33 protein-coding genes are annotated in these 26,380 nt (G+C 60.5%); 23 read left to right on the top strand and 10 right to left on the bottom strand.

Going from position 1 to position 26,380, the window contains the following annotated elements; all coding sequences use genetic code 11:
* Positions 1–572 precede the first annotated feature (572 nt).
* From J9788_RS13880 to J9788_RS13865, 4 genes are all read left to right on the top strand, one after another.
* Entirely contained in the window at positions 573–1,001 is a 429-nt protein-coding gene (locus J9788_RS13880; protein WP_046897584.1) for a universal stress protein, read from the top strand.
* A gap of 207 nt (positions 1,002–1,208) precedes the next feature.
* Positions 1,209–1,799: a lipid IV(A) palmitoyltransferase PagP gene (gene pagP / locus J9788_RS13875; protein WP_033642007.1), complete on the top strand. Its 591-nt coding sequence runs from the start codon at positions 1,209–1,211 to the stop codon at positions 1,797–1,799.
* A 126-nt stretch (positions 1,800–1,925) separates the two neighbouring features.
* Entirely contained in the window at positions 1,926–2,414 is a 489-nt protein-coding gene (locus J9788_RS13870) for a DUF2501 domain-containing protein (protein ID WP_182265050.1), read from the top strand.
* Between the two features lie 51 nt (positions 2,415–2,465).
* Positions 2,466–2,729 carry a DUF333 domain-containing protein gene (locus J9788_RS13865; protein WP_046897582.1) on the top strand — a complete coding sequence of 88 codons (264 nt, stop codon included), beginning with the start codon at positions 2,466–2,468 and terminating at the stop codon, positions 2,727–2,729.
* Between the two features lie 35 nt (positions 2,730–2,764).
* Here the strand turns inward: J9788_RS13865 and J9788_RS13860 are convergent, their stop codons facing one another.
* Both J9788_RS13860 and J9788_RS13855 read right to left on the bottom strand, forming a co-directional pair.
* On the bottom strand, positions 2,765–3,382 hold the full coding sequence (locus tag J9788_RS13860) for a hypothetical protein (RefSeq protein ID WP_182265049.1): 618 nt from the start codon (positions 3,380–3,382) through the stop codon (positions 2,765–2,767).
* A 106-nt stretch (positions 3,383–3,488) separates the two neighbouring features.
* A complete protein-coding gene (locus J9788_RS13855) occupies positions 3,489–4,178 on the bottom strand; it encodes a transporter (protein ID WP_182265048.1) in 690 nt (229 codons plus the stop codon).
* Positions 4,179–4,316: 138 nt separating this feature from the next.
* Here J9788_RS13855 and J9788_RS13850 point away from each other — a divergent pair, with 138 nt between their 5' ends.
* On the top strand, positions 4,317–5,099 hold the full coding sequence (locus tag J9788_RS13850; protein ID WP_033642011.1) for a DeoR/GlpR family DNA-binding transcription regulator: 783 nt from the start codon (positions 4,317–4,319) through the stop codon (positions 5,097–5,099).
* 2 nt (positions 5,100–5,101) lie between these two features.
* Entirely contained in the window at positions 5,102–5,485 is a 384-nt protein-coding gene (locus J9788_RS13845; protein ID WP_046897579.1) for a VOC family protein, read from the top strand.
* Here J9788_RS13845 and J9788_RS13840 read toward each other — a convergent pair whose 3' ends face one another.
* Positions 5,486–6,394 (bottom strand): LysR family transcriptional regulator, encoded by a 909-nt coding sequence (locus J9788_RS13840; protein ID WP_046897578.1) that lies wholly within the window; start codon positions 6,392–6,394, stop codon positions 5,486–5,488.
* Between the two features lie 125 nt (positions 6,395–6,519).
* Here J9788_RS13840 and J9788_RS13835 point away from each other — a divergent pair, with 125 nt between their 5' ends.
* The 5 genes from J9788_RS13835 to J9788_RS13815 all read left to right on the top strand — a co-directional run bounded on the left by J9788_RS13835 (position 6,520) and on the right by J9788_RS13815 (position 9,492).
* Entirely contained in the window at positions 6,520–7,401 is an 882-nt protein-coding gene (locus J9788_RS13835) for a pirin family protein (RefSeq protein WP_182265047.1), read from the top strand.
* A 117-nt stretch (positions 7,402–7,518) separates the two neighbouring features.
* Entirely contained in the window at positions 7,519–8,145 is a 627-nt protein-coding gene (gene ycaC / locus J9788_RS13830) for an isochorismate family cysteine hydrolase YcaC (protein ID WP_004928476.1), read from the top strand.
* Between the two features lie 151 nt (positions 8,146–8,296).
* Entirely contained in the window at positions 8,297–8,626 is a 330-nt protein-coding gene (locus J9788_RS13825; protein ID WP_033651052.1) for a hypothetical protein, read from the top strand.
* A 75-nt stretch (positions 8,627–8,701) separates the two neighbouring features.
* Complete coding sequence (locus tag J9788_RS13820) at positions 8,702–9,154, top strand: thiol-disulfide oxidoreductase DCC family protein (RefSeq protein WP_182265046.1); 453 nt, start codon at positions 8,702–8,704, stop codon at positions 9,152–9,154.
* An 86-nt stretch (positions 9,155–9,240) separates the two neighbouring features.
* Complete coding sequence (locus J9788_RS13815) at positions 9,241–9,492, top strand: ABC transporter ATP-binding protein (protein WP_182265045.1); 252 nt, start codon at positions 9,241–9,243, stop codon at positions 9,490–9,492.
* On the opposite strand, the gene J9788_RS13810 is transcribed toward J9788_RS13815, so the two are convergent.
* The 3 genes from J9788_RS13810 to J9788_RS13800 all read right to left on the bottom strand — a co-directional run bounded on the left by J9788_RS13810 (position 9,483) and on the right by J9788_RS13800 (position 11,772).
* Positions 9,483–10,031 (bottom strand): GNAT family N-acetyltransferase, encoded by a 549-nt coding sequence (locus J9788_RS13810; RefSeq protein WP_182265044.1) that lies wholly within the window; start codon positions 10,029–10,031, stop codon positions 9,483–9,485. The two genes, J9788_RS13815 and J9788_RS13810, sit on opposite strands and share 10 nt — an antisense overlap.
* Before the next feature lie 95 nt (positions 10,032–10,126).
* Positions 10,127–10,861 carry a DUF2076 domain-containing protein gene (locus J9788_RS13805; protein WP_046897573.1) on the bottom strand — a complete coding sequence of 245 codons (735 nt, stop codon included), beginning with the start codon at positions 10,859–10,861 and terminating at the stop codon, positions 10,127–10,129.
* A 107-nt stretch (positions 10,862–10,968) separates the two neighbouring features.
* Positions 10,969–11,772, bottom strand: a complete 804-nt coding sequence (locus J9788_RS13800) for a helix-turn-helix transcriptional regulator (protein WP_046897572.1) — start codon at positions 11,770–11,772, stop codon at positions 10,969–10,971.
* 117 nt (positions 11,773–11,889) lie between these two features.
* Between J9788_RS13800 and J9788_RS13795 the strand changes: the two genes are divergently transcribed.
* A complete protein-coding gene (locus J9788_RS13795; RefSeq protein WP_182265043.1) occupies positions 11,890–12,660 on the top strand; it encodes a class I SAM-dependent methyltransferase in 771 nt (256 codons plus the stop codon).
* A gap of 56 nt (positions 12,661–12,716) precedes the next feature.
* On the opposite strand, the gene aqpZ is transcribed toward J9788_RS13795, so the two are convergent.
* Positions 12,717–13,412 (bottom strand): aquaporin Z, encoded by a 696-nt coding sequence (gene aqpZ, locus J9788_RS13790; RefSeq protein ID WP_033642023.1) that lies wholly within the window; start codon positions 13,410–13,412, stop codon positions 12,717–12,719.
* Between the two features lie 427 nt (positions 13,413–13,839).
* Here aqpZ and J9788_RS13785 point away from each other — a divergent pair, with 427 nt between their 5' ends.
* The gene (locus J9788_RS13785) at positions 13,840–15,201 is read left to right on the top strand and encodes an esterase-like activity of phytase family protein (RefSeq protein ID WP_182265042.1); all 1,362 of its coding nucleotides are present in this window, start codon (positions 13,840–13,842) and stop codon (positions 15,199–15,201) included.
* A 200-nt stretch (positions 15,202–15,401) separates the two neighbouring features.
* On the opposite strand, the gene J9788_RS13780 is transcribed toward J9788_RS13785, so the two are convergent.
* Positions 15,402–16,577 carry a low temperature requirement protein A gene (locus J9788_RS13780; protein ID WP_182265041.1) on the bottom strand — a complete coding sequence of 392 codons (1,176 nt, stop codon included), beginning with the start codon at positions 16,575–16,577 and terminating at the stop codon, positions 15,402–15,404.
* A 309-nt stretch (positions 16,578–16,886) separates the two neighbouring features.
* Between J9788_RS13780 and J9788_RS13775 the strand changes: the two genes are divergently transcribed.
* Together J9788_RS13775 and J9788_RS13770 are read left to right on the top strand one after the other, a co-directional pair.
* Positions 16,887–17,171: a YdgH/BhsA/McbA-like domain containing protein gene (locus tag J9788_RS13775; protein ID WP_046897568.1), complete on the top strand. Its 285-nt coding sequence runs from the start codon at positions 16,887–16,889 to the stop codon at positions 17,169–17,171.
* Between the two features lie 240 nt (positions 17,172–17,411).
* Entirely contained in the window at positions 17,412–17,969 is a 558-nt protein-coding gene (locus J9788_RS13770) for a class I SAM-dependent methyltransferase (RefSeq protein WP_182265040.1), read from the top strand.
* Here J9788_RS13770 and J9788_RS13765 read toward each other — a convergent pair whose 3' ends face one another.
* Complete coding sequence (locus J9788_RS13765; RefSeq protein ID WP_094142094.1) at positions 17,970–18,431, bottom strand: GNAT family N-acetyltransferase; 462 nt, start codon at positions 18,429–18,431, stop codon at positions 17,970–17,972.
* Positions 18,432–18,647: 216 nt separating this feature from the next.
* Between J9788_RS13765 and J9788_RS13760 the strand changes: the two genes are divergently transcribed.
* The 4 genes from J9788_RS13760 (at position 18,648) to aroL (ending at position 23,085) form a co-directional block, all read left to right on the top strand.
* Positions 18,648–19,763, top strand: a complete 1,116-nt coding sequence (locus J9788_RS13760) for an ABC transporter substrate-binding protein (RefSeq protein WP_182265039.1) — start codon at positions 18,648–18,650, stop codon at positions 19,761–19,763.
* On the top strand, positions 19,756–21,879 hold the full coding sequence (locus tag J9788_RS13755) for a TonB-dependent siderophore receptor (RefSeq protein WP_182265038.1): 2,124 nt from the start codon (positions 19,756–19,758) through the stop codon (positions 21,877–21,879). The genes J9788_RS13760 and J9788_RS13755 overlap by 8 nt, the downstream gene beginning before the upstream one ends.
* 53 nt (positions 21,880–21,932) lie before the next feature.
* A complete protein-coding gene (locus J9788_RS13750; RefSeq protein WP_033642031.1) occupies positions 21,933–22,451 on the top strand; it encodes a GNAT family N-acetyltransferase in 519 nt (172 codons plus the stop codon).
* 109 nt (positions 22,452–22,560) lie between these two features.
* Positions 22,561–23,085 carry a shikimate kinase AroL gene (aroL, locus tag J9788_RS13745; protein WP_046897564.1) on the top strand — a complete coding sequence of 175 codons (525 nt, stop codon included), beginning with the start codon at positions 22,561–22,563 and terminating at the stop codon, positions 23,083–23,085.
* A gap of 36 nt (positions 23,086–23,121) precedes the next feature.
* Here the strand turns inward: aroL and J9788_RS13740 are convergent, their stop codons facing one another.
* Positions 23,122–23,865: an AraC family transcriptional regulator gene (locus tag J9788_RS13740; RefSeq protein ID WP_046897563.1), complete on the bottom strand. Its 744-nt coding sequence runs from the start codon at positions 23,863–23,865 to the stop codon at positions 23,122–23,124.
* A gap of 96 nt (positions 23,866–23,961) precedes the next feature.
* On the opposite strand from J9788_RS13740, the gene J9788_RS13735 reads away from it, so the two are divergent.
* The 4 genes from J9788_RS13735 to J9788_RS13720 all read left to right on the top strand — a co-directional run bounded on the left by J9788_RS13735 (position 23,962) and on the right by J9788_RS13720 (position 26,289).
* A complete protein-coding gene (locus J9788_RS13735) occupies positions 23,962–24,366 on the top strand; it encodes a nuclear transport factor 2 family protein (protein WP_046897562.1) in 405 nt (134 codons plus the stop codon).
* Between the two features lie 47 nt (positions 24,367–24,413).
* Complete coding sequence (locus J9788_RS13730) at positions 24,414–24,614, top strand: YaiA family protein (RefSeq protein ID WP_015376810.1); 201 nt, start codon at positions 24,414–24,416, stop codon at positions 24,612–24,614.
* Positions 24,615–24,758: 144 nt separating this feature from the next.
* A complete protein-coding gene (locus J9788_RS13725; protein WP_046897561.1) occupies positions 24,759–25,259 on the top strand; it encodes an RNA polymerase sigma factor in 501 nt (166 codons plus the stop codon).
* 76 nt (positions 25,260–25,335) lie between these two features.
* Complete coding sequence (locus J9788_RS13720) at positions 25,336–26,289, top strand: FecR domain-containing protein (RefSeq protein WP_019454233.1); 954 nt, start codon at positions 25,336–25,338, stop codon at positions 26,287–26,289.
* Positions 26,290–26,380 lie beyond the last annotated feature (91 nt).

Here is a 26,380-nt window from a genome sequence, read left to right as displayed (position 1 = left end):
GTCGGCTTGTTCAAGACAGGTGTGGCAGCCGGTGAATAGGCGGTTTGTATTCGGCGCTTTACGCGATTGAATAATGTATAAATAGTGTGGTTATTATGTTGGAGGGCAGTGCGGTATTTTTCCCTGGCGGTATATCGACAGAAAAATGTCGGCGTATTGGCATTTATCATGATGCAGGGCGAATCATCCGGTACTTTTGACGCCGCGTTAAATCCCATCGGGTGACGTAACGCTACTTTGCTGGTAAAGAAAGGCAGAAGCCGGCGCAAAGGGGCATTTTGGTGATCTGCCGCACGCTTATTTCACGAAACCATCCTGCAACCAATAAAAAACAATAAATTAACAATATCGCTTTTTTATTCGCGCCGTGTTGTCAGCTTTACTTTACGGGGCTGCAATGCGCGCCGCCTCGGGCCGGCGTAAAAAAGCGTCGTTACGGGCGCTAATAGAACGTGGCGACCATCACATTCCGTGGGGCCGATACGTAAACTTTTCTCTACGTGCGCCTGGATGGCGTATACCTACCAAAGGGCCTGCGTCCCAGCGGGGCTCGTTTGAGGGGGGAAATAGCCATGAAAAGCTATCGACATGTGCTGGTGCTGATCCACGACGAGCGTGATGGGTTGCCGTTGCTGCGCCAAACGGCGGCGATGGTGCGTGGGCTGCCTGTCGCCATCACCGTCGGCCATCTGAACGCCGACTATGCCGAGCTGGAGTACGGCAGCGATGCGTTAATCAAGGATCGCCAGGCGCAGGAGGTGATCGCCGCCAAGGCGATGCTGAGCCGGCTGGTGCGCGCCGTCGATGCGCCGGTGGCGGTGAAGCAGATCGTTACCATTCGGCGCTTTAAGGACGTGAGCGATTTTATTCACCAGGCCGGCATCGATCTGGTGGTGGTCGGGCACCAAAACCGTCTGTTCGGCCTTTATTCCTCGTATTCTCTGGCGTTCGTGAACCGCCTCGATGTCGATGTGTTGGTCAAGCACCTGGCCCGCGAGTAGCGAACGACAAAGCGGACTTTTCCCACGGTTTTGCCGTCCGAAAGGCGCTAACATGCAGATGTCGGTGCAACCCGTTATAAACCAATGCGAATTTTTCGATGCTAAGCTTAACCAAGGCGAAACGGGCGTTGGATAAATTGGATACAGCTTGATCTTGCCTGGGCTATCGGTAAAAATCTTCGGCCGTATTTTTACAGGAGCTTTACCATGTTTCTCAAACGGACTCTGTTGGCATGTTCTCTGGCGTTGATATTTCCTGCACTGCCTTCTTACGCTGAGGTTAGTACAGAAAGTGGCAATACCGCGCAGGCCGAAAAGCCGGGTCTATGGCAGCGCTTTACCCATAACGTGTCGGAGACCTGGAACAATTCGCCGAACCACGATCTCTATATTCCGGCCATCACCTGGCATAACCGTTGGACTTACGATGATGAACATATCGATAAGTACAACGAGCGCCCGTGGGGCGCCGGTTACGGCATCTCCCGCTACGACAGCGACGGAGACTGGCACGGTATCTACATCATGGCGTTCAAGGACTCCTTCAACAAGTGGGAGCCGATCGGCGGCTACGCCTACGAGAAGATCTGGCGTCCATTGGATGACAAGGATTTCCGCCTGGGGCTGGGTTTCACCGCCAGCGTCACCGCGCGCGATAACTGGAAATATATCCCTATCCCGGCACCGCTGCCGCTGGCTTCTATCGGCTATCAGCGGCTGACGTTCCAGGCGACCTACATTCCCGGCACCTATAACAACGGCAACGTGTTCTTCGCCTGGCTGCGCTGGCAGTTCTAAACTTCCTGTATTCCGAAAAACGGCGCGGCGGCGAGATAAAAGGAACTTGTCGCCGCAGGCGGCGTCGGAGAGGTATCCCGGCGCGCTGCGCCGATTGCATGCCGTTCTTACAGGAGTTTTACCACTATGATCACCAAACATCGTTTACTGCTGGCTTTGGCGCTGTCCGCGACCCTGGCCAGCGGCGCCACCCAGGCCGCCGGTCTGATGGATTCTCTCAGCAGCGCGGCGGGCGAACTGAGCAAGTCGGGCGGCGAAAGCGGCAGCGGCATGTCGCTCTCCTCGTTGACCGGCCTGCTGAACGGCGGCGACAAGGCGTTAAGCTCCAGCAGCATGACCAACGCCGCCGGCATCCTGCAGTACTGTGTGAAAAATAACGTGCTGTCGGCTAACGGCGCCGAAGGGGTGAAAGATCAGTTGCTCAGCAAACTGGGCATCACCAGCACTGAAAACGCCAAGAGCCAGGATTATCAGCAGGGCCTGGGCGGCTTGCTGCAGACCGGTGAAGGCAAGAGCCTGGATCTCAACAGCCTGGGCACCTCGCAGATCACCGAGAAGGTGAAACAGAAAGCCTGCGATCTGGTGCTGAAACAGGGCAAATCCTTTATTTCATGATCAACCCACGGCGGAGCGTTCAGCCGTGGGTATTTTGCATAAGCTGGAAAAATGAAAAAAACGTTGATGCTTTCCCTGTTGGCAGGGATGACGATGTTGCAGGGGTGTTCCGTGAAATCCAACGATGCGCCGCCACCGCCGCAGGTGAAACCGATCGGCATGGCGAACCCGGCCGACGTGTATTGCACCAAAATCGGCGGCAAGCTGAACGCCAAAGAAAACGCGGCGGGCCAGTATTCGACCTGTACGCTGCCGAATGGGCAGGAAATTGAAAGTTGGGCGCTGTTCCGCCGCGATCATCCGGTGAAAAAGTAACCTCTGCGGCGCCGGTGACTCTGCCCGGCGCCCGATCAGAATTGCCGATCGCCTATCGACTGCAGCTGCAGGCTGCCGTCCTTTTGCAGCGATAACGGTATGCGCCAATCGCTCCGTTTATCCAGGTTGAACGGCCTGGAGCGGAACATGCAGCCGGTCTTGATGTTCTTGATTTTCATTACGTGTTCCGCATCCGCATTCATTTTAACCTCGAAGCTGCCGGCGGCCGGAATAAAGACTTCCGCCAGCTGCTGCGGCGCGGCGGGCGTTTCCATTTTGACCAACACCGCGAAGTCGTTGCCTTGATTGTCCAGCGTCAGCCGATGCAGGCCGGTTGCGGGCAGGCCGGTCGGCTGATGCAGATAGCCGGCTGACGCGGGCCAGGGTTGGCCGGCATTATCGTGCAGCGGCCCGCCGCATTGCTCACGCGCTTCGCGCTGCGGCATTTCGCGCTTGATGGCGCGGTTGTAATCGGTGGGGGCGGCGAGGCTGAATTCGTCGTCATACTGGTGGGTGAGCAGATAGCGCTTGACGCCGAGCACCCCGAGGGCGACCAGCATGAAGAACAGAAATACCCTCAGGCGATTTTTAAAAATCGGCCCAAACAGCTTCCCAGGTAATTGAAACAGCCACCTTGCGATCGTCAATAACATCGTTTTCCCTTTACGCCCAAGCCGTTACGTCTGCGGTAACTTCGCTTGCCTCAGTATAGCCAAAGCGTTGCCACCGGGCGGCATGCGCCATGAAATTCCTGTTTTTTTATCCTAAGCCTTCTTCCAACAGCAACAGCAGCAGGAAGCCGGCAAAGAACATCGCGGCGGCGAACGGGGTTTCCTTTCCGCCTTCATGCGCTTCGACCAGCAGCTCTTCGGTCACCAGGTAGAGCAGGGCGATCAGGCCAAAGGCCAGAAAGGCGGTCAGCCAAAATGCGCCCAGCATGGCCACCGGGGCCCCCAGCAGGCCGCCGATGGGCAACAGCAGCGCCAGGCCGACTATCGCCGCCATGACGCGCAGCCGCCTGCCGAGAAAGTCTTGCAGATCGCCGACGATCGACAATCCCAGGAACAGCACTTCCAGCGTTAACGCCAGCGTCAACAGCAGGCCGGCTTTGACGCCGGCCGCGAAGGCAATGCCCAGCACCAGCCCATCGATAAAGATATCGACGCCGACCGCCGCGATAAAACCGACCGGCCCCTGCGCTTTTTCGCCCAGCCGCCGAACCAGCAACATTAACAGCACCCCCACAGCGCCGCCCAGCAACACCGCCAAAGGCGACTGCTGTTTGAGATCGGGCAAGATTTCGGTGGCGGCGGCGGCGAACACGATGCCGGCGGTAAAGTGATGGATGACGCGCATCGCGGCGTCGCCGGGGCGGCGATAGAGCGCCACCGCTGCGCCGACGACGGTGGCTGCGGCGGGAAACAGCGTATAAAGCACGGCGGAGGTCATCGCGTCATAATCCCTTATCTGTGATGTCACTTTCAGTCTAGACGAGCGCCGCCGCTTGAGTGTTACCAAAAAAGTGTTTGTTCGATTATGTACGTTTGTGTACATTTATGATCACTTTAGCATCACCGGATTGACATGATGTCCAAACTGTTACCGAATGAGCGCCATCAGGCCATTCTCGACACGCTCCGCCAACAGGGGCGTGTGCTGGCTCTGGAGATGGCGCAGCGGCTGAATACCACCGAAGCGACCATCCGCCGCGATCTGCGTCAGCTGGCGGCGCAAAATCTGTGCAAACGCATCTATGGCGGCGCGCTGGCGCCGACGCCGGCCGAAGGCCCCGTTGCGGCGCGCATTGCGCTCAGCGGTGATGAGAAGCTGGCGCTGGCGCAGACCGCGCTGGGGGTGATCGGCGAAGAACAGCTGATCTTCCTCGATGCCGGCAGCACCCATCTGTATCTGGCGGATCTGTTGCCGCGCGATCGGCGTTTGACGGTGGTAACCAATGCGTTGAGCATCGCCGGCAAAATGCTGGAACGGCCGGGGATCCGCACCATCCTGATCGGCGGCGAACTGGATGCGCAGGTCGGCGGCTGCGTGGACGCCAAGGCGGCGGAAGAGATCGACGGATTTCATTTCGATCTGGTGTTCACCGGCATTTGCGCCTACGACCCGGCCGGCGGTTTCTCCGCGTTGAGTTACCAGGACGCCACGTTCAAAAAGCGGTTGCTGACGCGCGCCGGCAGCGTGGCGGTGCTGTGCACCCGCGACAAACTCAATACCTACGCCCCTTACCCCTTCCTGCCCGCCGGGCGGGTGGATCATCTGGTGACGGCGCGCGGCGCTCACCCGCAGCTTGAGCAGCAGGTGGCGCAGGGCGGCGGCCAGATCTGGCACAGCGATTTATCGACCGGAGAATGATGATGAAAATAGCCCATGTTGCCCTGTGGACCCGTGACATCGACGCGCAGCTGGCGTTCTGGCAGCGCTATTTCAACGGTGAAGCGGGCGAGGAGTACGTCAGCCGCAATCGGCCGGGGTTCGTTTCCCGCTTCGTCAGCCTGGCGGCCGGGCCGACGCTGGAGATCATGCGCGTGCCGACGTTGCTGCCGGCGCAGGCGCAGGAGGAGCGGGTGGGCTGGGCGCACATCGCGCTGTCGCTGGGGGATGAGCGGCAGGTCGAGCGGTTGGCGCAGCGCGCACGGCAGGAGGGCATCTTGCTGTCCGCGCCACGCTGGACCGGCGACGGCTTCTACGAGGCCGTCATTCGCGATCCGGACGGCAACGCGATCGAAATCACCGCCTGATCACTCTTCTTCAATGCTGGCGAACTGCTCGCCCAGATAATCGAGCAGCAGCCGCACCGCCGGCAACAGGCCGCGGCGCGACGGGTAGACCGCATGCACCACGCCGCCCTGCGGCTGCCAGCCCGGCAGCAGCTGCACCAGCTCGCCGCGCAGCATATCGTCGCGCATCATCATCGCCGGCAGCTGAACGATGCCGGCGCCGGCGATGGCGGCGGTGCGCAGCATCAGCATGTCGTCGGTGACCAGCCGCGGCGTGTGCTCCCATTCCACCTGTTCACCCTGCGGGCCGGTCAGACGCCATTGGTGCTGAGCGCGCGCCGGGCCGAGATCGAGCGTCGGGTATTTGCGCAGGTCTTCCGGCGTTTGCGCCGGCCCGAAGGTGCGCACCAGCGCCGGGCTGGCGGCGACGCACCAGGTGCGCTGCGCCAGGATCTTCAGCACCAGATCGCTGTCTTCCAGCGGTGGCGGCCGCACGCGGATCGCCAGATCGAGCCCTTCACCCACCACGTCCACCCGGCGGTTAGTGGCCTCCAGGTGCACCGTCACCTTGGGGTAATCGGCCATAAAGGCCGCCACCATGCTGCCGACGCGGGTGTGCAGGATCGCCACCGGGCAGGACATGCGCACCGTGCCGCAGGGTTCGGCGCGCGTCTGTTCGATCGCCTGCTGTGCCGCTTCCGCTTCCACCAGCATCGCCTTGCAGTGCGCATAATAGGTTTGGCCGATCTCGGTCACCGAGAAACGCCGCGTCGAGCGCTGGATCAGGCGCACGCCCAACCGCTCTTCCAGCAGCGCCACGCGGCGGCTGAGCTTGGATTTGGGAATGCCCAACGCCCGGCCGGCGGGGGCGAATCCCTGGTGATCGACCACGCTGGCGAAGAAAAACAGGTCGTTCAGATCGGTCAGCATCGCATCCCTTATCGTTCTACCAGTAGAACGCTGAGTGTACATCTTGCCTACTACTGCAGCAAACCCCGGCAGATTAAACTTCTGGCATCAACTTAAGGCCGTGAGGTCTGAAACGGGAGTTCAAGATGAAAAACATCCTCGGTATTCACAACAGCCCGGAAGCGCACTGGGTCGGTAACGGTTTCCTAGTGAATTCGCTGTTCTCTTATAACGATTTGGGGGCGGAAATGAGCCCGTTCCTGCTGCTGGATCACGCGGCGCCGACCAAATTCCGCTCCGCCTCCGGCACCCGCGGCGTGGGTCAGCACCCGCATCGCGGGTTTGAAACGGTGACCATCGTCTATCAGGGCGAAGTGGAACACCGCGACTCGACCGGCAGCGGAGGGGTGATTGGCCCCGGCGACGTCCAGTGGATGACCGCCGCCTCCGGCATTCTGCACGAAGAGTTCCATTCGCGGGACTTCTCGCGCAACGGCGGCACCATGGAAATGGTGCAGCTGTGGGTCAACCTGCCGGCCAAGGACAAAATGGCCGAGCCGGGTTACCAGACGCTGCTGAACGCCGACATTCCGGTGGTTCCGCTGGCGGGCGGCGCAGGGCAGGTGCGGGTGATCGCCGGTGACTTCGGCGGCCATGCCGGACCGGCGCGCACCTTCAGCCCGCTCAACGTGTGGGATATGAAGCTGAATGCCGGCCACACCACCACGCTGACGGTGAAAGAAGGCCATACGCTGGCGCTGGTGATGCTGCACGGCGCGATCCTGGTCAACGGCGAAGAAGTAGTGCGCGAAACCCAAATGGTGCGTTTCGACCGGGCGGGGGACTCGATCACTATCGAAGCCAACAACGACGTCACGCTGCTGGTGCTGAGCGGTGAACCGATCGATGAGCCTATCGTCGGCTACGGCCCGTTCGTCATGAACAGCGACGCGGAAATCCAGCAGGCGTTCCGCGACTTCAACAGCGGCAAGTTCGGCAGCATGAAGGCCGAAGCGAGCGTCGGTTGATGCCTGCGCCTGGGGCGGGAAGTGCTCCCTGGCTCAGGCGCTACACTTAAACCTCAATGCCCCGTCACACCGGCGGGGCATTTCATCCGCAATATCAAACCCCACAGGAGTAAAACCATGACTGCAAATTACAAGCGCCTCGACAAAGACCAGGCCGCCGTATTGCTGGTGGATCATCAGGCAGGGCTGCTTTCGCTGGTGCGTGACATCGATCCCGATCGGTTTAAAAACAACGTGCTGGCGCTGGGGGATTTAGCGAAGTACTTCAACCTGCCGACTATTCTCACCACCAGTTTCGAAAACGGCCCCAATGGCCCGCTGGTGCCGGAACTGAAAGCCCAATTCCCCGATGCCCCCTTCATTCCGCGCCCTGGCCAGATCAACGCCTGGGACAACGACGACTTCGTCAAGGCGGTGAAAGCCACCGGCCGCAAGCAGCTGATCATCGCCGGCGTGGTGACCGAAGTGTGCGTGGCATTCCCGGCGCTGTCTGCGCTCAATGAAGGCTTTGAGGTATTTGTGGTGACCGACGCCTCCGGCACCTTCAATGAGCTGACCCGTCAGTCGGCCTGGAGCCGCATGGAGGCCGCCGGCGCGCAGCTGATGACCTGGTTCGGCGTCGCCTGCGAGCTGCACCGCGACTGGCGCAACGACATCGAAGGCCTGGGCACGCTGTTCTCCAACCATATCCCGGACTACCGCAACCTGATGACCAGCTACAACACGCTGACCAACGGCAAGTAACGCAGCGGCCCTTTACCCAACCTTTTGCCTCTCATCACGTTAAGCGCGTGTAAGCAAAGCGCAGCGGGGCGAAAAGGTAGCGAAAAGCGGCTTTCTCATGGGCCGGGGGCGGGGTAGCGTAATCCCGAACCCGGCAAATGAGGCTAATTCAATGAAACAAGCAATCAAGATCCTGGCGCTGCCCTGCATGGGCATGGCGCTGTTGTTCAGTGCGAGCGCGATGTCTGCCCCCGAGGCGCCTGCGGCCAAAGCGTTGCCGCCTGTGGCGGATGAACCGATGCGCATGCCGCCTTTCCCGGGCGGGCACCCGCCCAAGCCGGGGTTCTGCCGCGGCGGTGAGCTGTTCTGCGCCACCTCGGCCAGCGACAATCCGGTGGAAACCATCAACAAACTGACGGCGGTGATCCCGGCGGGCAGCGCCAAACATTACGAAGTGCGCGTCGCGGTGGTGGCGGTGCCTGACGCGCCGCCCGCGCCTTAACACGCCCCGTCATCCCGCTCTGGCCTGGGCGCGCCAGGCGCGTTAGGCTAAGGCGAGCATTTTTCGGGAGGCGGGATGACCCCTTTATCACAGCTGCCTTATCTCCAGCCCGGCGATCGCGCGTTGTTGTTCGACGGCGAATGCAATCTGTGTCATGGGTTGGTGAGATACCTTGTTCGCGCCGATCGGCAGCGGCGCATTCTGTTGGCGACGGTGCAATCCGTCGAAGGGCAGGCAATCCTGCAGGCGCTGGGATTGCCGACCGACCGTGTTGATTCCGTGGTCTATGTGGAACAGGGGCGCTGTTGGCTGCGTTCGGCGGCGTTGTTTCGGGCGCTGCGCCAATTGGCTTGGCCATACCGCGCGCTGGCGCTGGGGCGTTATCTGCCGTCGAAGCTGGCGGACAAGTTGTACGACGCGGTCGCCAGCAATCGCTACCGGCTGTTTGGCCGCAACGACGGCAGCGGTCTGCCGGGTGCCGATCAGCCCGGGCGCTATCTGCCGCGGCGACGGGAACCGCCGGCCTGAGCTTTACGCTTCTTTACCATCCAACCGCTTGAAATATCAGCACTCCAGCTCCATATAATGGGACATTCAGCCAACAAGGAGCGCGTATGGGAATCAGTGAAGAAGAGCACATCCGCCGTTTGACCCAGGAGAAAAACGACATGGGCAATACGGCGAAATGGGTGGCGATCGTTTCCGCCGTCTACTTTGCCTTGATGGTGTTTTATGGCCATCCAACCGGCGTGTTGGCGATGTCGGGCGCGGTATTCATCGTCTCTACCGCCACCTGGTTGAAAAAGCGCCAGAAGGTCAAATCTTACCGCATGGCGTTGGCCAAAATCAGCGACGATCAGTCCTGATAGTCGCAGCGCTTTAGCGTATACACCAGGCTCGGCGCCGCGCCGGGCACGTCATCCAGCGTATCCACCCGCTGCATGCCGATCTTTTCCAGCACTCGCCACGAAGCCTGATTCTCCGCACGCACAATGGCGGAAATCTCCTCCAGCGCCAATCCGACAAAACCGTATTGCAGCGACGCCCGCGCCATCTCGGTGGCCAATCCCATGCCCCACACGCGGGTGTCGAAGCGATAGCCGAGGTTCACGGTGCGCTGCGCCCCGAGCGGTTTCCGGGACAATCCGCCAAAGCCGATAATCCAATCCGGCCGTTCGCGCAGCGCGATCGCCCAGGAACCGTAACCGTGTTGTTGCCACCCGGAAATCCTTTCTTGCAGCGCCGATGCGGCCTGCGCTTCGCTGGTGAGTGGGCCGGCGGGGTTGAAACGCTGCGTTTGCGGATCGCCGAAGATGGCGTAGAAACGCGCGAGATCCGCCATCACCGGTGGGCGCATCTGCAGGCGTTCGCTGAAGAAAGGGGTGGAAGGATTAAAGCTTGTCATCGTTTCTCTCCGCTGGATAAATGAACAGTATTCACTGTAGACCAGATTGGCGAAACGGGAAATCCCCCTCTGCGGGTGAGAGGGGGCGAAGGGGATTACAGGAAGGAGTCGTCGTCGTCGCTATAATCGTCGTCGGCGTAGTCCGTGTCGTCCTGATAGTTGGCGTTCTGGAAGCCGTTGTCCTGGTTGAGGAAGCTGCCGCCATCGCCGTTGTTGAAGGTATCCAGGTTGTTGGAGGCGTCGAAATTGCGCATTGCGCTGTCGTCCAGCGGCGCCGGGGTTTCCTCGATAATATTCACGATTTCCTGCGGCTGAGAATGGCGGAACATGCCGGTCAGCATGTCGGCCAATACCACGCCGCCGGCGACGCCCGCCGCCGTTTGCAAGGCGCCTCCCAGGAAGCCGCCGGCGCGCGAAGGCGCCGCCTGCTGCGGTGGGGCATAGGCCGGTTGCTGAGGCTGTTGCTGCGCGTTGTTCCAGGCCGCCGTATTTTGTTGCTGCGCCTGATACTGTTCGCGCGGGCTTGGCGTACTGCGGCTGCCGCCGCCGAACAGGCCGGCCAGAAAGCCGCCGCTGCTCTGCTGGCTGTTGGCGGTTTGCTGCAGCTGCGCCACCTGGGCCTCCAGCTCTTTGACCCGCTGATCCATCTGCTTGAGCGCCGCTTCCTGAATAATCATTGCCTGCGCCATGTAATAAGGGGCGGAAGGCTGCTCGCGAATATGCTGGTTGATTTGCTGCTCTGCCTGGAGATCCCGTGGGCCCGTCTTGGTCTCGGCTTCTTTCAGGCGGCCAAACAGACCATCGATAAGGCGTTGTTCTTCGGATTGCATAGGAGTACCTCAGGAGATAAATAACGGTGCTGGATGATCACTATCATCGGTATCAATTACCCTAGCGCGTTTACATGAACCAATAAATAAATGGCGGGTAAACCTGCCTATGAATTTGTTACCAATTGCGGCAGCGGGATCAGCATCACCAGCTTTAGACCGGCGTGCTCCGCCGGGTGGAAGGTGAGCTGGCGATAGCGCAGCGCGCCTTGCTGAGGATGCTCGAACGCTCTTTCGCCGCCTTCGCGCGCCATGACGTCATGTTGCTTCCACCAGTGATTAAAGTCCGCGCTGTTGTGCGTCATGTTGCGCACGAAGGCGCGCATCTCTTCGGTGTTTTGATGATGGCTGGTCTCGGCGCGAAACTCGGCCACCACGCGCCGCGCGCGCTCTTCCCAATCGCTGACCAGCGTTTTCGCCAACGGGTGGAAGAACATGAAGTGCAGCAGGTTGGGGCTGTTGGCCACATCCAGCCAGCCGCTGAACAGCGCCGCCGCCTGCGGGTTCCAGGCGACGACGTTCCAGGTCACGTCCAGCAGATAGCAGGGCACCGCCATCTGATGCACGCTTTGCAGCACCGCGTCATTGGCGGTTTCGCGGTGCGCTTCCTGCTCGGGGTCGGCGATTCGCGCCAGGGTAAACAGGTAGTGGCGTTCGGCCGGGCCGAGCCGCAGCGCTTTGGCGATGCGCGCCAGCGTGAAAGGGGAAATGGACACCTCGCGGCCCTGTTCGATCCAGGTATACCAGGTGGCGCTGATGCCGCTGATTTGCGCCAACTCTTCGCGGCGCAGGCCGCTGGTGCGGCGGCGCGAAGAGCTGGGCAGGCCGATCATTTCCGGCGTGATGCGTTCGCGGTGCGCGCGCAGAAACGCGCCGAGGGCTTTTGGCCCGGATAAGGCTTCTGATGACATAGCATGGTACCTATTTATACCAGGATAACTGCTCATATTGTACCCGTATAGTAGCCTGATTATAGTAGCCGAAAGCCTTCAGGCACAGGCGCAAGCCGGATAATAACAGGAGCAAACATGAGCAACAGCAACAGCCATAACGATGCGGTAGACCGGCAGTTCGGCGAGCAGGCCAACGCCTATTTAACCAGCGCGGTGCATGCGCAGGGCAAGGATTTGCAACGCCTGGCGCAGTTACTGGCGCCGCACGCCGAAGGGCGCTTGCTCGATCTGGGCTGCGGCGCCGGGCATGCCAGCTTCACCGCGGCGGCCAGCGTGTCGCAGGTGGTGGCCTACGATCTGTCGGCGCAAATGTTGGCGGTGGTGAGGCAGGCGGCGGCGGAAAAAGGCCTGAACAACATTCAGCAACAGCAGGGCGTGGCGGAGTCTTTGCCGTTTGAGGACGCCAGCTTCGATCTGGTCATCAGCCGCTATTCGGCGCACCACTGGCGCGATGTCGGCCAGGCGCTGCGCGAGGTCAGGCGGGTACTCAAACCGGGCGGCAGCGCGATCTTTATGGACGTGGTCTCGCCGGGGCACCCGCTGCTGGATATCTACCTGCAAACCGTGGAAGTGCTGCGCGACACCTCGCACGTGCGCAACTATGCGCCGGGCGAGTGGCTGACGTTGCTGACCGAGGCCGGGCTGATGGTACGCGAAGTGACGGCGGATCGATTGACGCTGGAGTTCGGCAGTTGGGTGGCGCGCATGCGCACGCCGGCGCATTTCGTCACCGCGATCCGCGCGCTGCAGCAAAGCGTGTCGCAGGAGGTGGCGGCGCATTTCGCCATCCAGCCGGACGGCTCCTTCACCAGCGATATCATGATGTTTGAAGCGACGAGAGGCTGAAAGCAACGGGGCAGCCGATAAAGGCTGCCCCGCGAAACGCTATCGACAAGATGCGCTTATTTTTTGTCTTCCAGCAGGCAGCGGTAGATCAGGCCGCCGATAATGCCGCCGACCAGTGGCACCAGCCAGAATACCCAAAGCTGCTGCAGCGCCCAGGTGCCCTGAAAGATCGCTACGCCGGTGCTGCGCGCCGGGTTGACGGAGGTGTTGGTCACCGGGATGCTGATCAGGTGGATCAGCGTCAGCGTCAGGCCGATAGCCAGCGGGGCAAAGCCTGCTGGCGCGCGCTTGTCGGTCACGCCATGAATAACGATCAGGAAGAAGGCGGTCAGCACCAGCTCAATCACGATTGCGGCTTGCAGAGAGTAACCGCCTGGCGAGTGTTCGCCGTAACCGTTGGAGGCGAAACCGCCTGCCGTGGCGTCGAAACCGGCTTTGCCGCTGGCGATCAAATACAGCACCGACGCTGCGGCGATACCGCCGATCACCTGTGCGATAACGTAAGGGATTACGTCTTTCGCCGCGAAACGGCCGCCGGCGAATAAGCCGACGGTGACCGCCGGGTTAAAATGCCCGCCGGAAATATGGCCGACGGCATAGGCCATCGTCACTACGGTCAGACCGAAAGCGAGCGCGACGCCGAGGAAACCAATACCCAGCTGTGGGAATGCCGCTGCTAATACTGCGCTACCACAACCACCAAACACCAACCAAAATGTGCCAAAAAATTCAGCAAAAAGTCGCTTTGACATAGATTCCATCCTGCGGAATAGACTAACGGGCGTTAGCACTAAAAACTATAGAACAGCTTTTTCAGTTCATGCAGATATTCTATAGAATTTTCTTAATGCACCTTGAATAACGGCGGTATTAAATCCCCGGTATTTTATTTTGTCTATGGGAAAAACACTGTTTTTCACCGCACTGGCGCGCGTTTGCCGATTTTTTTATCTTCGCTATGAGAATTTACCCTAAGCGAAATGACGGGCTATTTCCGGGCATTTTTTTCCAGCGGTTTTCTCCATTCAATACGCTCGGGTTAATTGCTAATTTCTATTTGCCAGCCAATCATATTGCCTGTTTTACATTTGACGAAGCGCCTATTGTCATCTAAGTGTCATGCTAAATTAATATCGTCTTCTGCCTGACAACGCTTCATTCAACCTCGGGTAAAAAAACATGAAAATAAAATCGCTCTCCCTGCTGTTGGCTTCACTGTTTCCTGTATTGGCTCATGCTGCTGATATTGAGGTGGCGCGTTATGTGGTCGGCTTCCCCGGCGGGGAACGCGTCGCCTATCAGGGGGCGTTCGCCAAGCATTTCCCGCAGGGATTGCCGGTAGGGATCGGCTCCGGATTGATGTTCAACAAGAAGCAGGGCGACGATTTGGTGTTGACGACGCTGACCGATCGCGGTCCTAATGCCGATGCCCCGGCGGTAGGCAAGCAAGAGGCCAAGATTTTCGCCAATCCGCAATTCACGCCTCTGTTGATGGACATTCGTATCGGCGGCGGCAAGGCCGTAGCCGAGAATGCGCGGCCCTTGCACGATGAGAAAGGGCCGATCGGCGGGCTGCCGTTGCCGAGCGAGCTGATTGGTTCTACAAACGAAGTGGCGTTGAACGACGCGTTGCAGCCGCTGTCCGGCGATCGCCGCGGGTTGGATACCGAAGGGGTGACCGGTGACGGCAACGGCGGCTATTGGCTGTGTGATGAGTACGGCCCGTTTCTGATCCATATCGACGGCAAAGGTAAAATCCTCGCCAAATATGGCCCAACGCCGCAGGCCGGCGAACAGGCGGTGGCGGGCGGTTTGCCGAACATCCTGAAATGGCGTCAGCCCAACCGCGGTTTTGAAGGATTGACCCGGATGCCGGACGGGCGAATTCTGGCGGCGGTGCAGAGCACGCTGGATGTCGATGGCAAAAGCAAAAACAAGGCGCAGTTTACCCGGCTGGTGAGCTTCGATCCGCGCAGTGGCAAAACCGCCATGTACGGCTATCCCATCGATATCGACAGCTATAAAAAAGCCAAAGACGCCAAAATTGGCGATGTCGTGGCGTTGGACAACCAGCGCATCCTGTTGATTGAACAGGGAACCGGTAAAGATAAGTCGATGATCAACAAGATCTATCTGGTGGATCTCGCGCAGGCCAGCGATCTGAGCGCGTTTGACGGCCAGGGTAAAGCGCTGGAGTTCGACGATGCGAAAGAGCTGGCTAAACGCGGCGTTAAGCTGGCGCAGAAACGGCAAGTGGCGGATCTGCGTCAGTTGGGCTGGCGCCAGGAGAAAGCGGAAGGGTTGGCGCTGATCGACGATCGCACGCTGGCGGTGATCAATGACAATGATTTCGGCTTGCAGGCCACGCTGGTGGATGCGTCGCCAAAGAGCAAGAAAATCGGCGACTATCAGCTGGAGAAAGGAGGGCGGTTGAGCCTCGACGGTGACAAAACCGACGCCCGCATCGAATTGCGCCCGCTGGAGCAGCCGGAATCGCTGAGTGAGCTCTGGGTGCTCACCTTGCCGCAACCCTTGCAGTGACCGACATCGGGGGGCGATTGCGCCCCCGTCAGACCGTTGACAAAGGAGGAAAAAACGTGGTTTTTCCTCCTTTGTGGCCATCAGCCGAAAATCAATAAATTGATTTTCCTTGTTTTTTTATCCGATGCTCTCTGCAACCCGGCAATGGCATGAGGTTTGTCATCAATCTCACAGCGGGGGCGGTGACGCCCCCGTTTGATTCAGGCTTCCGCCTGCCGCTGCGGCGCTTTGCCGCGCGAGATGCTCTCCCACGCCGCCACCACCACCATGATCAGCGTCGTCAGGCCATTGACCATCAGCAGGTCGGTTAAATAGGCGATCGGGGCCAATACCGCCAGCGCCAGCAGCCCGACCAGATGCGACAGCGGGAAGCGGCGATACACCAGCCGTTTGTACAGCGCGTTGGCGAACAGGTAAATCGCCGGGCCGAGCAGCAGCACCGCCGCCGTGGCGTGTTGGATGCGGCCGTCGGGATGGGCGATCACCAGCTCGTTGGCCACGGCGCAGACGATGATCGCCCCCACCAGCGCGACGTGCACATAATGGAAATAAGCGCCCAGCTGGCCGGGGTTTTCCGCCTGGCTGATGGCGTGGCTGCCGGCTTTGCTGCTGGTGTCGAAGTAAACCCACCACATCGCCAGGCTGCCGAGAAAGGCCACCAGCGAAGCGATGAGCACCGGCAGGCTCCAGCTTTCCATTTCGCTCAGGGTGGCGCCGGTGATCAGAATGGTTTCCCCCAGCGCCACGATCACGAACAGCTGGCAGCGCTCCGCCAGATGGTGGCCTTCGATGGTCCATTCGCTGCTGCTGTCCGAGCGCCCCAGCACCGGCAGGCGAAAACCGAACATCGGCGAGACGTACTCGCACAAGACGGCGATCGCCCACAGCGCCAGGCGAGCATGGCCTTCCGCCAGCCCGCCGGCGATCCAGAAGACGGCGGAGATGCATAGCCAGCCGAGAATGCGACGAAAGTTTTGTTTTAACGGATGATCGGGCGCCAGCAGGCGCAATACCGTGGCGGAGCGCCCGACCTGAATGGCGACGTAGAACAGGGCGAAGATCAGACCGCGTTCGCCAAACGCCTGCGGCAACGCGGCGGCGGCGAACAGCCCCAGCAGCATGATCGCGAACAGCAGCAGGCGGATCTGACGGGTATCCGGATTGAACCAGTTGGTGACCCAGGCGGTATATTGCCAGGCCAACCAGATGGCGAACCACAGCAGAAGGGTTTCCAGCGCGCCGGTCAGCGTCAGGTGATGCAGCAGATAGTGGGAAAGTTGGGTCACGGCGAAAACGTAGATCAGATCGAACAATAGCTCGGAGAATGAGACCGACGCGCCCTGACCGTCACGCACGCGCAGCAGGTTTTGCGACATAAGCGTTCTTCCTTAAAAGGGTAAGCCACAAAATCAGCGTAGCTCAGCGCGCTCCGGCGGGTAAAAAATCTTAAATAGACGCGGCGCCCATTCTTTATCACGCGCCGTCTTTAATTGTTCATCAAATAGGGGTAAGGTGAGGTCTATAAAGTCATTCCCGCCTGAAAATACACACCCGCTCTCACTTCCTCCTTATTCTCCTCACAATGATTGATGTTCTTTACGTTGCATGACGTCCGTTTTCATTGGCTAGCGGATAATTAACATCACTGACCACGAGCTAATAAACAAGAACACCTGGAGTCAATCATGAAACTTATCCCAAGCATCGCAGCCGTATTGATCGCCGCCGCTTCATTTTCCACTTTCGCCGCGCCGCTGTCGTCGGTAAAACAGGTCAACAGCGAGCAGGCCGCCAATCTGCAAAGCCTCGGCGTGGTGTCGGTTTCCGGCATTAGCGGCTCACCGCATGACGCCATCACCGCCCTGAAAGAAAAAGCCGCGGCGGACGGCGCCAGTCATTATCGCATTATCGGTCTGGACACCCCCGGGGACTCCAGCAACTGGCGCGGTAATGCGGAAATTTATCGCTAAGCGTTAGCTTTTTCCCCTTTGGCCGCGGCAACGCGGCCAAAAAAATAAACGGTCGTAATAATTATCTGGTAAGTCGGCGTATAAGCGGCTTATTTTCAGGTCATTATTGCGACCGTTTTTCTTTGCGCGCCGCTGATGAGGTTGCATTTAATTACAACTGTGTCCGCCGCTTTCGGAATCATGTTAATGATTACTTAAGAAATTCGGCTCACATTGAGGGCTTAACCCAAGGAGGCCTCAATGTTAAATGCGACCCGACTGCAACTGATGAATCACTTCGCTTACCTGCAGCAATTTATGGCTTCACCGCGCACCGTCGGTACGCTGGCGCCTTCTTCCCCGTGGCTGTGTCAGGCGATGCTGAACCAGGTGGAGTGGACCCGGGCGCTGTCGATCGCGGAACTGGGCGCGGCGGACGGCGTGCTGACCAAACGCATCCTGGGGCGGATGCGCGCCGATGCGGCGCTGGAGGCTTTCGAGATCCAACCCCATTTCGTGCATCGGCTGCGCGGGATTGACGATCGGCGGCTGCAGGTGATGGGCCATTCGGCGACCCGGATGGCCACGGATTACGACGTGGTGTTTTCCTGCCTGCCGCTGCTGTCGATCCCGCTCAGGATCAGCGCGCGCATTCTTCAGCAGGCCCGGCAGCGGCTGCTGGCGCGCGACGGCACGTTGGTGCTGTTCCAATACAGTCACCTGTCGGAAAAATTGCTGTCACGCTATTTTCACTGGAAGCGCCTGCGGGTGGTGCGCAACTTCCCGCCGGCGCTGGTGTATGTCTGTACGCCGCGTTAGCTACAGTTTTTTCTCCATCACTACCACCTCTTCGTCATGCTGCCGCCGGCGCTCCAGAGGTTGCCAACCCCAGCCGGCGTACAGCGCTTCCGATTTGTCGGTGATGAGATGCAGAACCGAGTGATGGCGCTGCCGCGCCGCCTCGACGATCGCCATCTCCAGACGGTGGGCGATGCCCTTGCGGCGGTGATCGGGATGCACGAATACGCCGGCCAGCCACGGGGTGAGATCCTGGCGCTGATGATCGTCGCTGGGCCACAGGCTGGCCATGCCCACCGGGCGATCGCCGTCGATCATCATCAGCGTCAGGTGGTCGTCGCTCGGCCGGCTGCATTGGGCGAAACGCAGCTGGGTGCGCTCCAGCGAGCCGCCGCGCTGTGAACCCCACTGGCCGAATGCCCAGGCGGCGCACACATCGGCAAACTGCGGGCACTCCGACAGCGGAATGATGCGTTGAGTCATGGAGATCTCCCGGTTTTTAGCTGTTTCCCCGTTCTATTTAACCGATTTTTCCGCCATTTTTTTAACTTTTTAAAGCCGTTATTTTAGCGGTTTCGCCGTGTTTGCCGCGCGCCCGGCGCCGTTTCCCGGATTTCTTTTGGCAATGGCGGCGCGGGATTGCAAGTGCTAATGAGAGTGATTATCATGCGCGCACTGTTTCCCCGTTTTGGCTCAATCATGCGCAATTTCCTCATTTTACTGCTGCTTTCTCTGTGGTTCGGCGTGTTCTCCGCCCAGGCGAAGACGGTGACCGATATCACCGGCCGTCAGGTTGTGGTGCCGGACAATCCGCAGCGTATCGTGCTGGGAGAGAGCCGCATGTTGTATACGCTGGCGCTGCTGGAGCCGGGCAACCCGGCGCAGCGTATCGTCGGCTGGCCGGCGGATCTGGCGCGTTTCGATGCGCAAAGCTGGCAGCTTTATACGCAGAAGTTTCCGCAGATAGCCCAGATCCCCGTCATCAGCGGCAATAATTTTCGCCAGGTCAATGTCGAAAGCCTGCTGCAGCTGAAACCGGATCTGGTGATCCTGGCGCGCTATGCGCGTGAAGACGGCGACAACGATCGGTTGGTTTCTGCGTTGAACAAGGCCGGCGTGGCGGTGATCTACGTCGATCTGCGCATCGATCTGCTGAACAACACCGTGCCGAGCGTGCGGCTGCTGGGCGACGTGCTCAATCGCCAGCAGCGCGCCGAACAGTTCATCCAGTTTTATCAGCAGCATATGGCGGTGATTCAGCAACGCCTGGCGGGCTATCAGGGGCCGAAGCCCAAAGTGATGCTGCACCTGCATCTGGGGCGGCGCGAGACCTGTTGCACCACCGCCGCGCACGGCAATCTCGGCGATCTGCTGACCTTTGCCGGCGGCGACAACATCGCCAACGCCAGCGTCAAAGGGGTTTATGGCGAGCTGAACCCGGAAACCATTCTGAGTGCCAATCCCGACGTGTACCTCGCCACCGGCATGGCCGGGCCGCAGGGCAAACGGCTGTCCGATCTGCGCCTCGGGCCGCAGGTCAGCCGACAAGAGGCCGCCGACAGCTTCCGCCGGCTGATCGCCAAACAGCCGATGCTGACCAACCTGCAGGCGGTGAAAAACCACCGCGCCTGGAGCGTCTGGCACAACTTTTACCTCAGCCCGTACCACGTGGTGCTGGTCGAGGTGTTCGCCAAAGCGTTTTACCCGGATCTGTTCGCCGACATCAACCCGCAGCAGACCTTCCAACAGCTGTATCAGCAGTTTTTGCCGTTACCTTTTTCAGGGACCTATTGGAGTCAGTTAGATAATGAATAACAACAAACGTGGTTGGTGGTGTGCATTGCCGTTGGCGGCCTGCGCGACATCGCCGACGTGGGCGGCGGAAAAAACCGCGTCGCAGGAAGAAAGCCTGGTGGTGATCGGCCGCAAAGACGCCGACGGCGTGCAGAGCTATCAGCCGTTGACCAGCGTCACCGGCACCCGCAGCGAAACCAACCTGCTGAACGTGCCGCAGGCGATCGACGTGGTGCCGCAGCAGGTGATTGCCGATCAGGCGGTCAGCAGCCTGGATGAAGCGCTGTATAACGTCAGCGGCATTACCCAGGCCAACACGCTGGGCGGCACCCAGGACGCGGTAATGAAACGCGGCTTCGGCGACAACCGCGACGGCTCCATTCTGCGCGACGGCGTGCGCTCGGTGCAGGCGCGCAACTTCACGCCGACCACCGAGCGGGTGGAGGTGCTCAAGGGGCCGGCCTCGATGCTGTACGGCATGGGGGAACCGGGCGGGATGATCAATATGATCACCAAGAAGCCCCAGCTGCAGCAGCATACCCACGTGGAAGGCTGGGGCAGCAGCTTCAACGGCGGCGGCGGCCAGCTCGACGTCACCGGGCCGCTCGGCACGTCGGGGTTTGCCTATCGGATGATCGTCGATCACGATGAAACCGATTACTGGCGCAACTTTGGCCGCAATCGCCAAACGGTGATCGCGCCCTCGCTGATGTGGTACGGCGAGAACACTACCGTGCGGTTGGCCTATGAACATATGGAATATCTGGTGCCGTTCGATCGCGGCACCATTATCGATTCGCGCACCGGCAAACCGGTGAATACGCCGCGCGATCGCCGTTTCGACGAGGCCTATAACGCCACCCGCGGCGATCAGGACAGCGTCACTCTGCAGATCGATCAAACGCTCAATGAGCGCTGGAAAAGCTCGCTGACCTACGCCTACAGCCGCAACAGCTACAGCGACAACCAGGCGCGCGCCACGGATCTGAACCCGGTCACAGGCGTGTTGGTTCGCCAGGCCGATGCGACCGCCAACGCCGTCAGCCACGCCAACGCGGTGCAGCTGACGCTCAATGGCGACGTGGACTGGGGCAGCATCAACCACCAGATGCTGTTCGGCTTCGATTTTGAAGATAACCGCACCTACCGCGGCGACATGATCCGCGGTAAAAAGAACAGCGATTTCAACATCTATCATCCGGTATACGGCCTGATGCCGCCCTCGACCGCGGTCAGCGCCAAAGACAGCGACCAGCGGGAAAACCTCACCAGCTACGGCTGGTTTATGCAGGATTCCATCCAACTGACCGATAAATGGCTGGTGATGGGCGGGCTGCGCTACGACGCTTTCGACGTCTATGCCGGCAAGGGGCGGCCGTTCCTGACCAACACCGACAGTTCGGACGGCAAGCTGGTGCCGCGCGCCGGGGTGGTCTACAAGCTGACGCCTTACGTGTCGCTGTACAGCAGCTATACCGAGTCGTTCAAGCCCAACTCCTCCATCGCCACCCAAATTGGTTCGCTGCCGCCGGAGCAGGGCAAGTCGTGGGAAGTTGGCGGCAAGCTGGCGCTGCCGAACGGCGTCACCGGCACGTTGGCGCTGTTCGACATCACCAAGCGCAACGTCATGGTCAATGAGCTGGTGGCGGGCGAAACCGTGACGCGCACCGCCGGGCGCGTGCGTTCGCAGGGCGTGGAGCTGGACGTGGCCGGTAACCTCACCGACTCGCTCAGCCTGATCGGTTCCTATGCGTATACCGACGCGCGCGTGGTGGACGATCCGGACAACAAGGGCAAAGAGATGACCAACGTGGCGCGCCACACCGCCTCGCTGTTCCTGACCCAAAACCTGGGCAGCCTGGGCCTGTACAGCGGCGATGAAGTGCGTATCGGCGCCGGCGCGCGCTACGTGGGCCGCCGCCCGGGTGACGCTGCCAACAGTTTCTACCTGGATAACTACACCGTTGCCGATGCGTTCGCCGCTTACACCATGCCGATCAACGGCTATCGGGTGAAATGGCAGCTGAACGTGAAGAACCTGTTCGATAAAACCTATTACCCGTCCAGCGGCGGCAATTTGCGCGTGGCGGTGGGGGAACCGCGTGAGGTGGTGCTGCGCGGCAGTATCGATTTCTGAGCCGCGGGCGGTGAAATTTGCTTAAATAACCGCCCCAACGTTAAGGAGAACCCATGAGCCTGCAAATTCGTTTGGCGCAGCAGCGGGATATCGCGCACCTGATGGCGGTTGAACGCTCGGCGGCGCAGCTGTTTCGCCAGCAGCCGGCGTGGCGCTTTATCGCCGAAGGCGAGGTGATGAGCCCGCAACAGCACGCCGCGTTTATCGCCGAGCGCCGTGAATGGCTGGCCGAAAGCGACAACGGCGAGTGCGCCGGTTTTATCGCCGTGCAGGCTCAGGGGGAAGACTGGCATATCGCCGAATTGTCGGTCGCCGGTGCCTGGCAACGGCAGGGCGTCGGCCGCCGCCTGATCGGGGCGGTGGCGGAAGAAGCCAAACGCCAGGGCGCCGCTCGCCTGACGCTCACCACCTTCATTGACGTGCCGTGGAATGCGCCTTATTACCGGCGGCTGGGGTTCCGGCCGCTCGACGACGCGCGGCTCACGGCCGCCTTGCGGCGGCATCTGGATGAGGATCTGGCGCACGGCTTTGCCGCCGGCAGTCGCTGTGCCATGGAATTTACACTATCGTAAATATTGAAATACAGAGCGGGCAGGGTATGATGCTGCCACCACGCCATCGCACCCGCTCGGTATTTTGGTATGCAATGCACTCAAGTCACCGCATAAGGGACAACCCGTAATGACACAAACCCTGTTCATGATAGGCGCTCGCGGAGCCGGCAAGACCACGGTAGGCAGCGCATTGGCGCTGGCGTTGGGCTATCAGTTCGTCGATACCGATCTGTTTATGCAGCAGGCGGCGCAGATGAGCGTGGCGGAAATGGTCGAGCGCGAAGGCTGGCTGGGGTTTCGTCGCCGCGAGACCATCGCGTTGCAAACTGTGACCAAACCGTCAACTATAGTTGCCACCGGCGGCGGAGCGATCCTGGCGGAGGAAAACCGTCAGTTTATGCGTCAGCATGGCACCGTTATCTACCTGCGCGCGCCGGCCAGCGTGTTGGCGCAGCGGTTGGAAGAGTACCCGGAAGATGCGCAGCGCCCGACGCTCACCGGCAGGCCGATCGCCGAAGAGATGCTCGAGGTGCTGGCCGCGCGTGAAGCGCTGTATCAGGATGCCGCGCATTACGTGATGGACGGCACCGCCGATCCTCAGCGGGTGGTGGAACAAATCCTCGCGGTGCTGCCGCGCGAGACGGTGAAATAACCTTTTCTTCTCTTCGGGCGCTGGGCGCCCGTTTTCTTATTCCCTTTGCCGAGCGGCTGCAAAGTACGCGCCGGGCGTGACGCCGAAGCGGCGGCGAAAGGCGGCGATGTAGGCGCTGACGTTGTCGTAGCCGCAGGCGTCGGCCACCTCGCTGACCGCTTCGCCGCGTGATAATCCCTCCAGTGAACGCAATACCCGCGCCTGTTGGCGCCACAGCGCGAAGCTGATGCCGGTTTCCTGCAGAAAGCGGCGGCTCAGGGTGCGCGGGCTGAGTCCGGCCCAGGCGGCCCAGTCGCGCTGGCTGTGCAGGCTGGCGGGATCGTTCAGCAGCGCCCGGGCGATGTTCAGCAATCGGGCGTCCTGCGGTAGCGGCAATTGCAACGGCGCGCGGCTTGCCGTGTGCATTTCATCCAGCAGCACCTGCAGCAGCCGCCGTTGCGGCGCGCTCATCGGGCCGGCGGGGAACTGCGCGATGCGTTCCACCAGGGCCTGCATCAGCGCGGAGGCGGTGAACAGCTGCGGCTGCTGCGGCATCTCCGGCGCGTTTTCCACCGGCAGATACAGACTCCAGCCCGCCACATCGCCACAGGCCAGCGCCTGATGGGGGCACCCCGGCGGCAGCCAGCCCAGCGCACCGCCGGTGATCGCCCATTGCCGGCCAGGCAGTTCCAGCGCCAGCATGCCGCGCGTCAAGAGATAGATCTGGCCGCCGTCGTGCCGGTGCCAGGGCGTCAGGTGCTTTCTTTCATGTTGAAGGCGTTGGCTGCGGATCTGCGTCATGTTGGCCGTTTAACGTTATTAAAAGTCTTAATGTGGTTATTATGCCATCGCCTGGCCGGGATAGGATCGCCATTCACCCCATTTCGGAGAAACGTGATGACTCAACTTACCCCATTGAACCTGGTGCTCGATACGCTGCAGCAGGTGGTCGCCAGCCCGGAGCATCGGCCGACGCAGCTCGCCGCCCGTTTCAGCGCAGGCTACCGCCAGCAGGTGGATGGCAAAGTGCTGAACTTCGAGCAGTTTGAGCAACATATGGCGCTGCTGAAGCGGCAAACCCGCCGCATGACGCTGGAGGTGCTCGCGGCGGCGGCGCAGGATGAGTCGGTGCTGACCCACCATCTGGTCGAGGTGGAAAAGCGTGACGGCACCTGCAGCCGCGTGCGGGTGCTGGCGCACTTCACCGTGCGTGAAGGCCGCATTTGCGCCTGCGATGAATTGACCGAGCTGCTGACGGGCGCCCCCGGCGATCGCGATCTCGGTTCGCGCGTGCCGGAATGAGGGCGGCTGCTATACTTGCTACTGTGTGAAACACACGGGAGAACGGCATGCGCGAAAATGATCAACCTGCTTATCCACGGAGCGCCCGCGTCGTAGAGGTATTTCGAGGCGACCCGAACCTGCATCTGCGCCGCTTTGAGGTGCGTACCGACGACATTGAGCCGAATACGCTGCTCAGTGAACATGAAACCGAGCAGGAAGCGCTCGACGCCAAGCACCGCTATGAGGACGAGGCGTTAGAGCATTGACCTGCAGCCCAGCGGAAACCGGCGTCAGGCCGGTTTCCTGTTTATCCCCGCCTTAGCACATATTTCCCAGAACAATATTGATAATGATAATCATTTATGTGATTTTTATCGCCCCTATTGGGTGTTTCACTTCTGGGAAAAGAGATGTCCAATTCCGAGTTGCAGGCGCTGTTTCTGCGCCATATGCGGCCGCTGCAAGCCTACTTGAACGCCAAACTGCGCGACCCTCAGCTGGCCGCGGATTTGGCGCAGGAAAGTTTTACCCGCCTCACCGAGCAATACCCGCAGGGCAATATTCTCGATATCGAGGCTTACCTGTATAAAACCGCCAAGAATCTGATGCTTGACCATCTGCGGCAGCAGCAGCGGCGACAGACTGATGCGGTAGAGGATGACATTCTGGCGCAGTATCCCTCCGGCGAACCGGCGCTCGAGCAGTTGGCGATTGACAGCCAAATGCTGCAGCTGTTGCGACAGGCGCTGGCGGGCATGCCGCCGCGCACGCAGCAGATTTTCCGGCTCAACCGGCTCGACGGGCTGACCCAGGCGCAGGTGGCGGCTCAACTGAGCGTATCGCTCAGTACGGTGGAGAAGCATCTGGCCAGCGCGCTGGAGCGGCTGATGACGTTGATGGACGATCAATAATGACAATTTTTTTACGGGTTTATCCACCTTCAGACGTCTTAACCTATAACCAGAAAAAACAGGGGTCTATGCCATCATGAATCCGCTAACCGCGCAGTCGCGGCAACAGGCGGCCGCCTGGGCCGTGCGCCTGGCCGAAGGGGCGCTGGCCGCCGACCAGCGGCGAGCGTTGGAGGCCTGGCTGGCCGATGATCCGCAGCATCCGGCGGCGCTGCGTCAGGCTCGCTTGCTGTGGGCGACGCTGGGGCAACTGCCGCCAGAACAGCGACAGGCGCTGCAGCCGCAGGTAGCGGCGCTGAAAACGCCATTTCGCCGTAGAGGAGCCCGCTGGGCGATGGCGGCGGCGGTGGCGATCGCCGTTTCCTTCGGCGTTTATCGCGGGCCGGATATATGGATCGGCATGCAGGCGGATTATCAAACCGTTCGCGGCGAGGTGCGCGAAGTCACGTTGCCGGACGGCAGCCGGGTGGCGCTGGACAGCGGCAGCGCGATCGCGCTGGCCTATTCCGCCAATGAACGCAAGGTGCGGCTGCTGAGCGGCGCCGCCTATTTTATCGTCGCACCGGTGAACGGGCCGGAAAAGCGCCCGTTCAGGGTAGAGGCGGAAAACGGCGTCACCCAGGCGCTGGGCACCGAGTTCAGCGTGGCGCGCACCGGACAGGGCGTCGACGTCAGCGTGCATCAGCACAGCGTGCGGGTGACGCTCGAGCGCGGTGAGCGCTCGCTGGTGGTCGCGCAACGCCAGGCGGCGCATTACCGCAGCGGCCTGCTGTGGCTGACGCGGCAAACGGCCGGCGATGATGCCTGGCGGCGCGGCTGGCTGGTGATCGACCGCCAACCGCTGACGCAGGCGCTCGCGCAGCTCAACCGCTATCGCGAGACGCGCATCGTGGCTGTCACCCCTGCGCTGAGAGCGCGCACGGTAAGCGGCGTGTTCGCGCTCAATAAACTCGACGATGGTGTCAGCGCCATTCGTCAGGAACTCGCCGCCCGCCAGCTGAATCTCCCCGGCATCACGCTGCTTTACTGAGCGGCGCAGGTGGGCCGGGACACCCGTTTCGCCGCTATTTTTACTTTCTGTAAAAAATCTTTACGGGTTTTCACCCTCCGGAACGTCCTTA

The sequence above is a fragment of the Serratia sp. X10 genome (genome assembly GCF_017811775.1).
In the GTDB taxonomy this organism is placed as follows: Bacteria; Pseudomonadota; Gammaproteobacteria; order Enterobacterales; family Enterobacteriaceae; genus Serratia; species Serratia ureilytica.
This window is presented reverse-complemented; position numbering and strand designations above follow the sequence as displayed.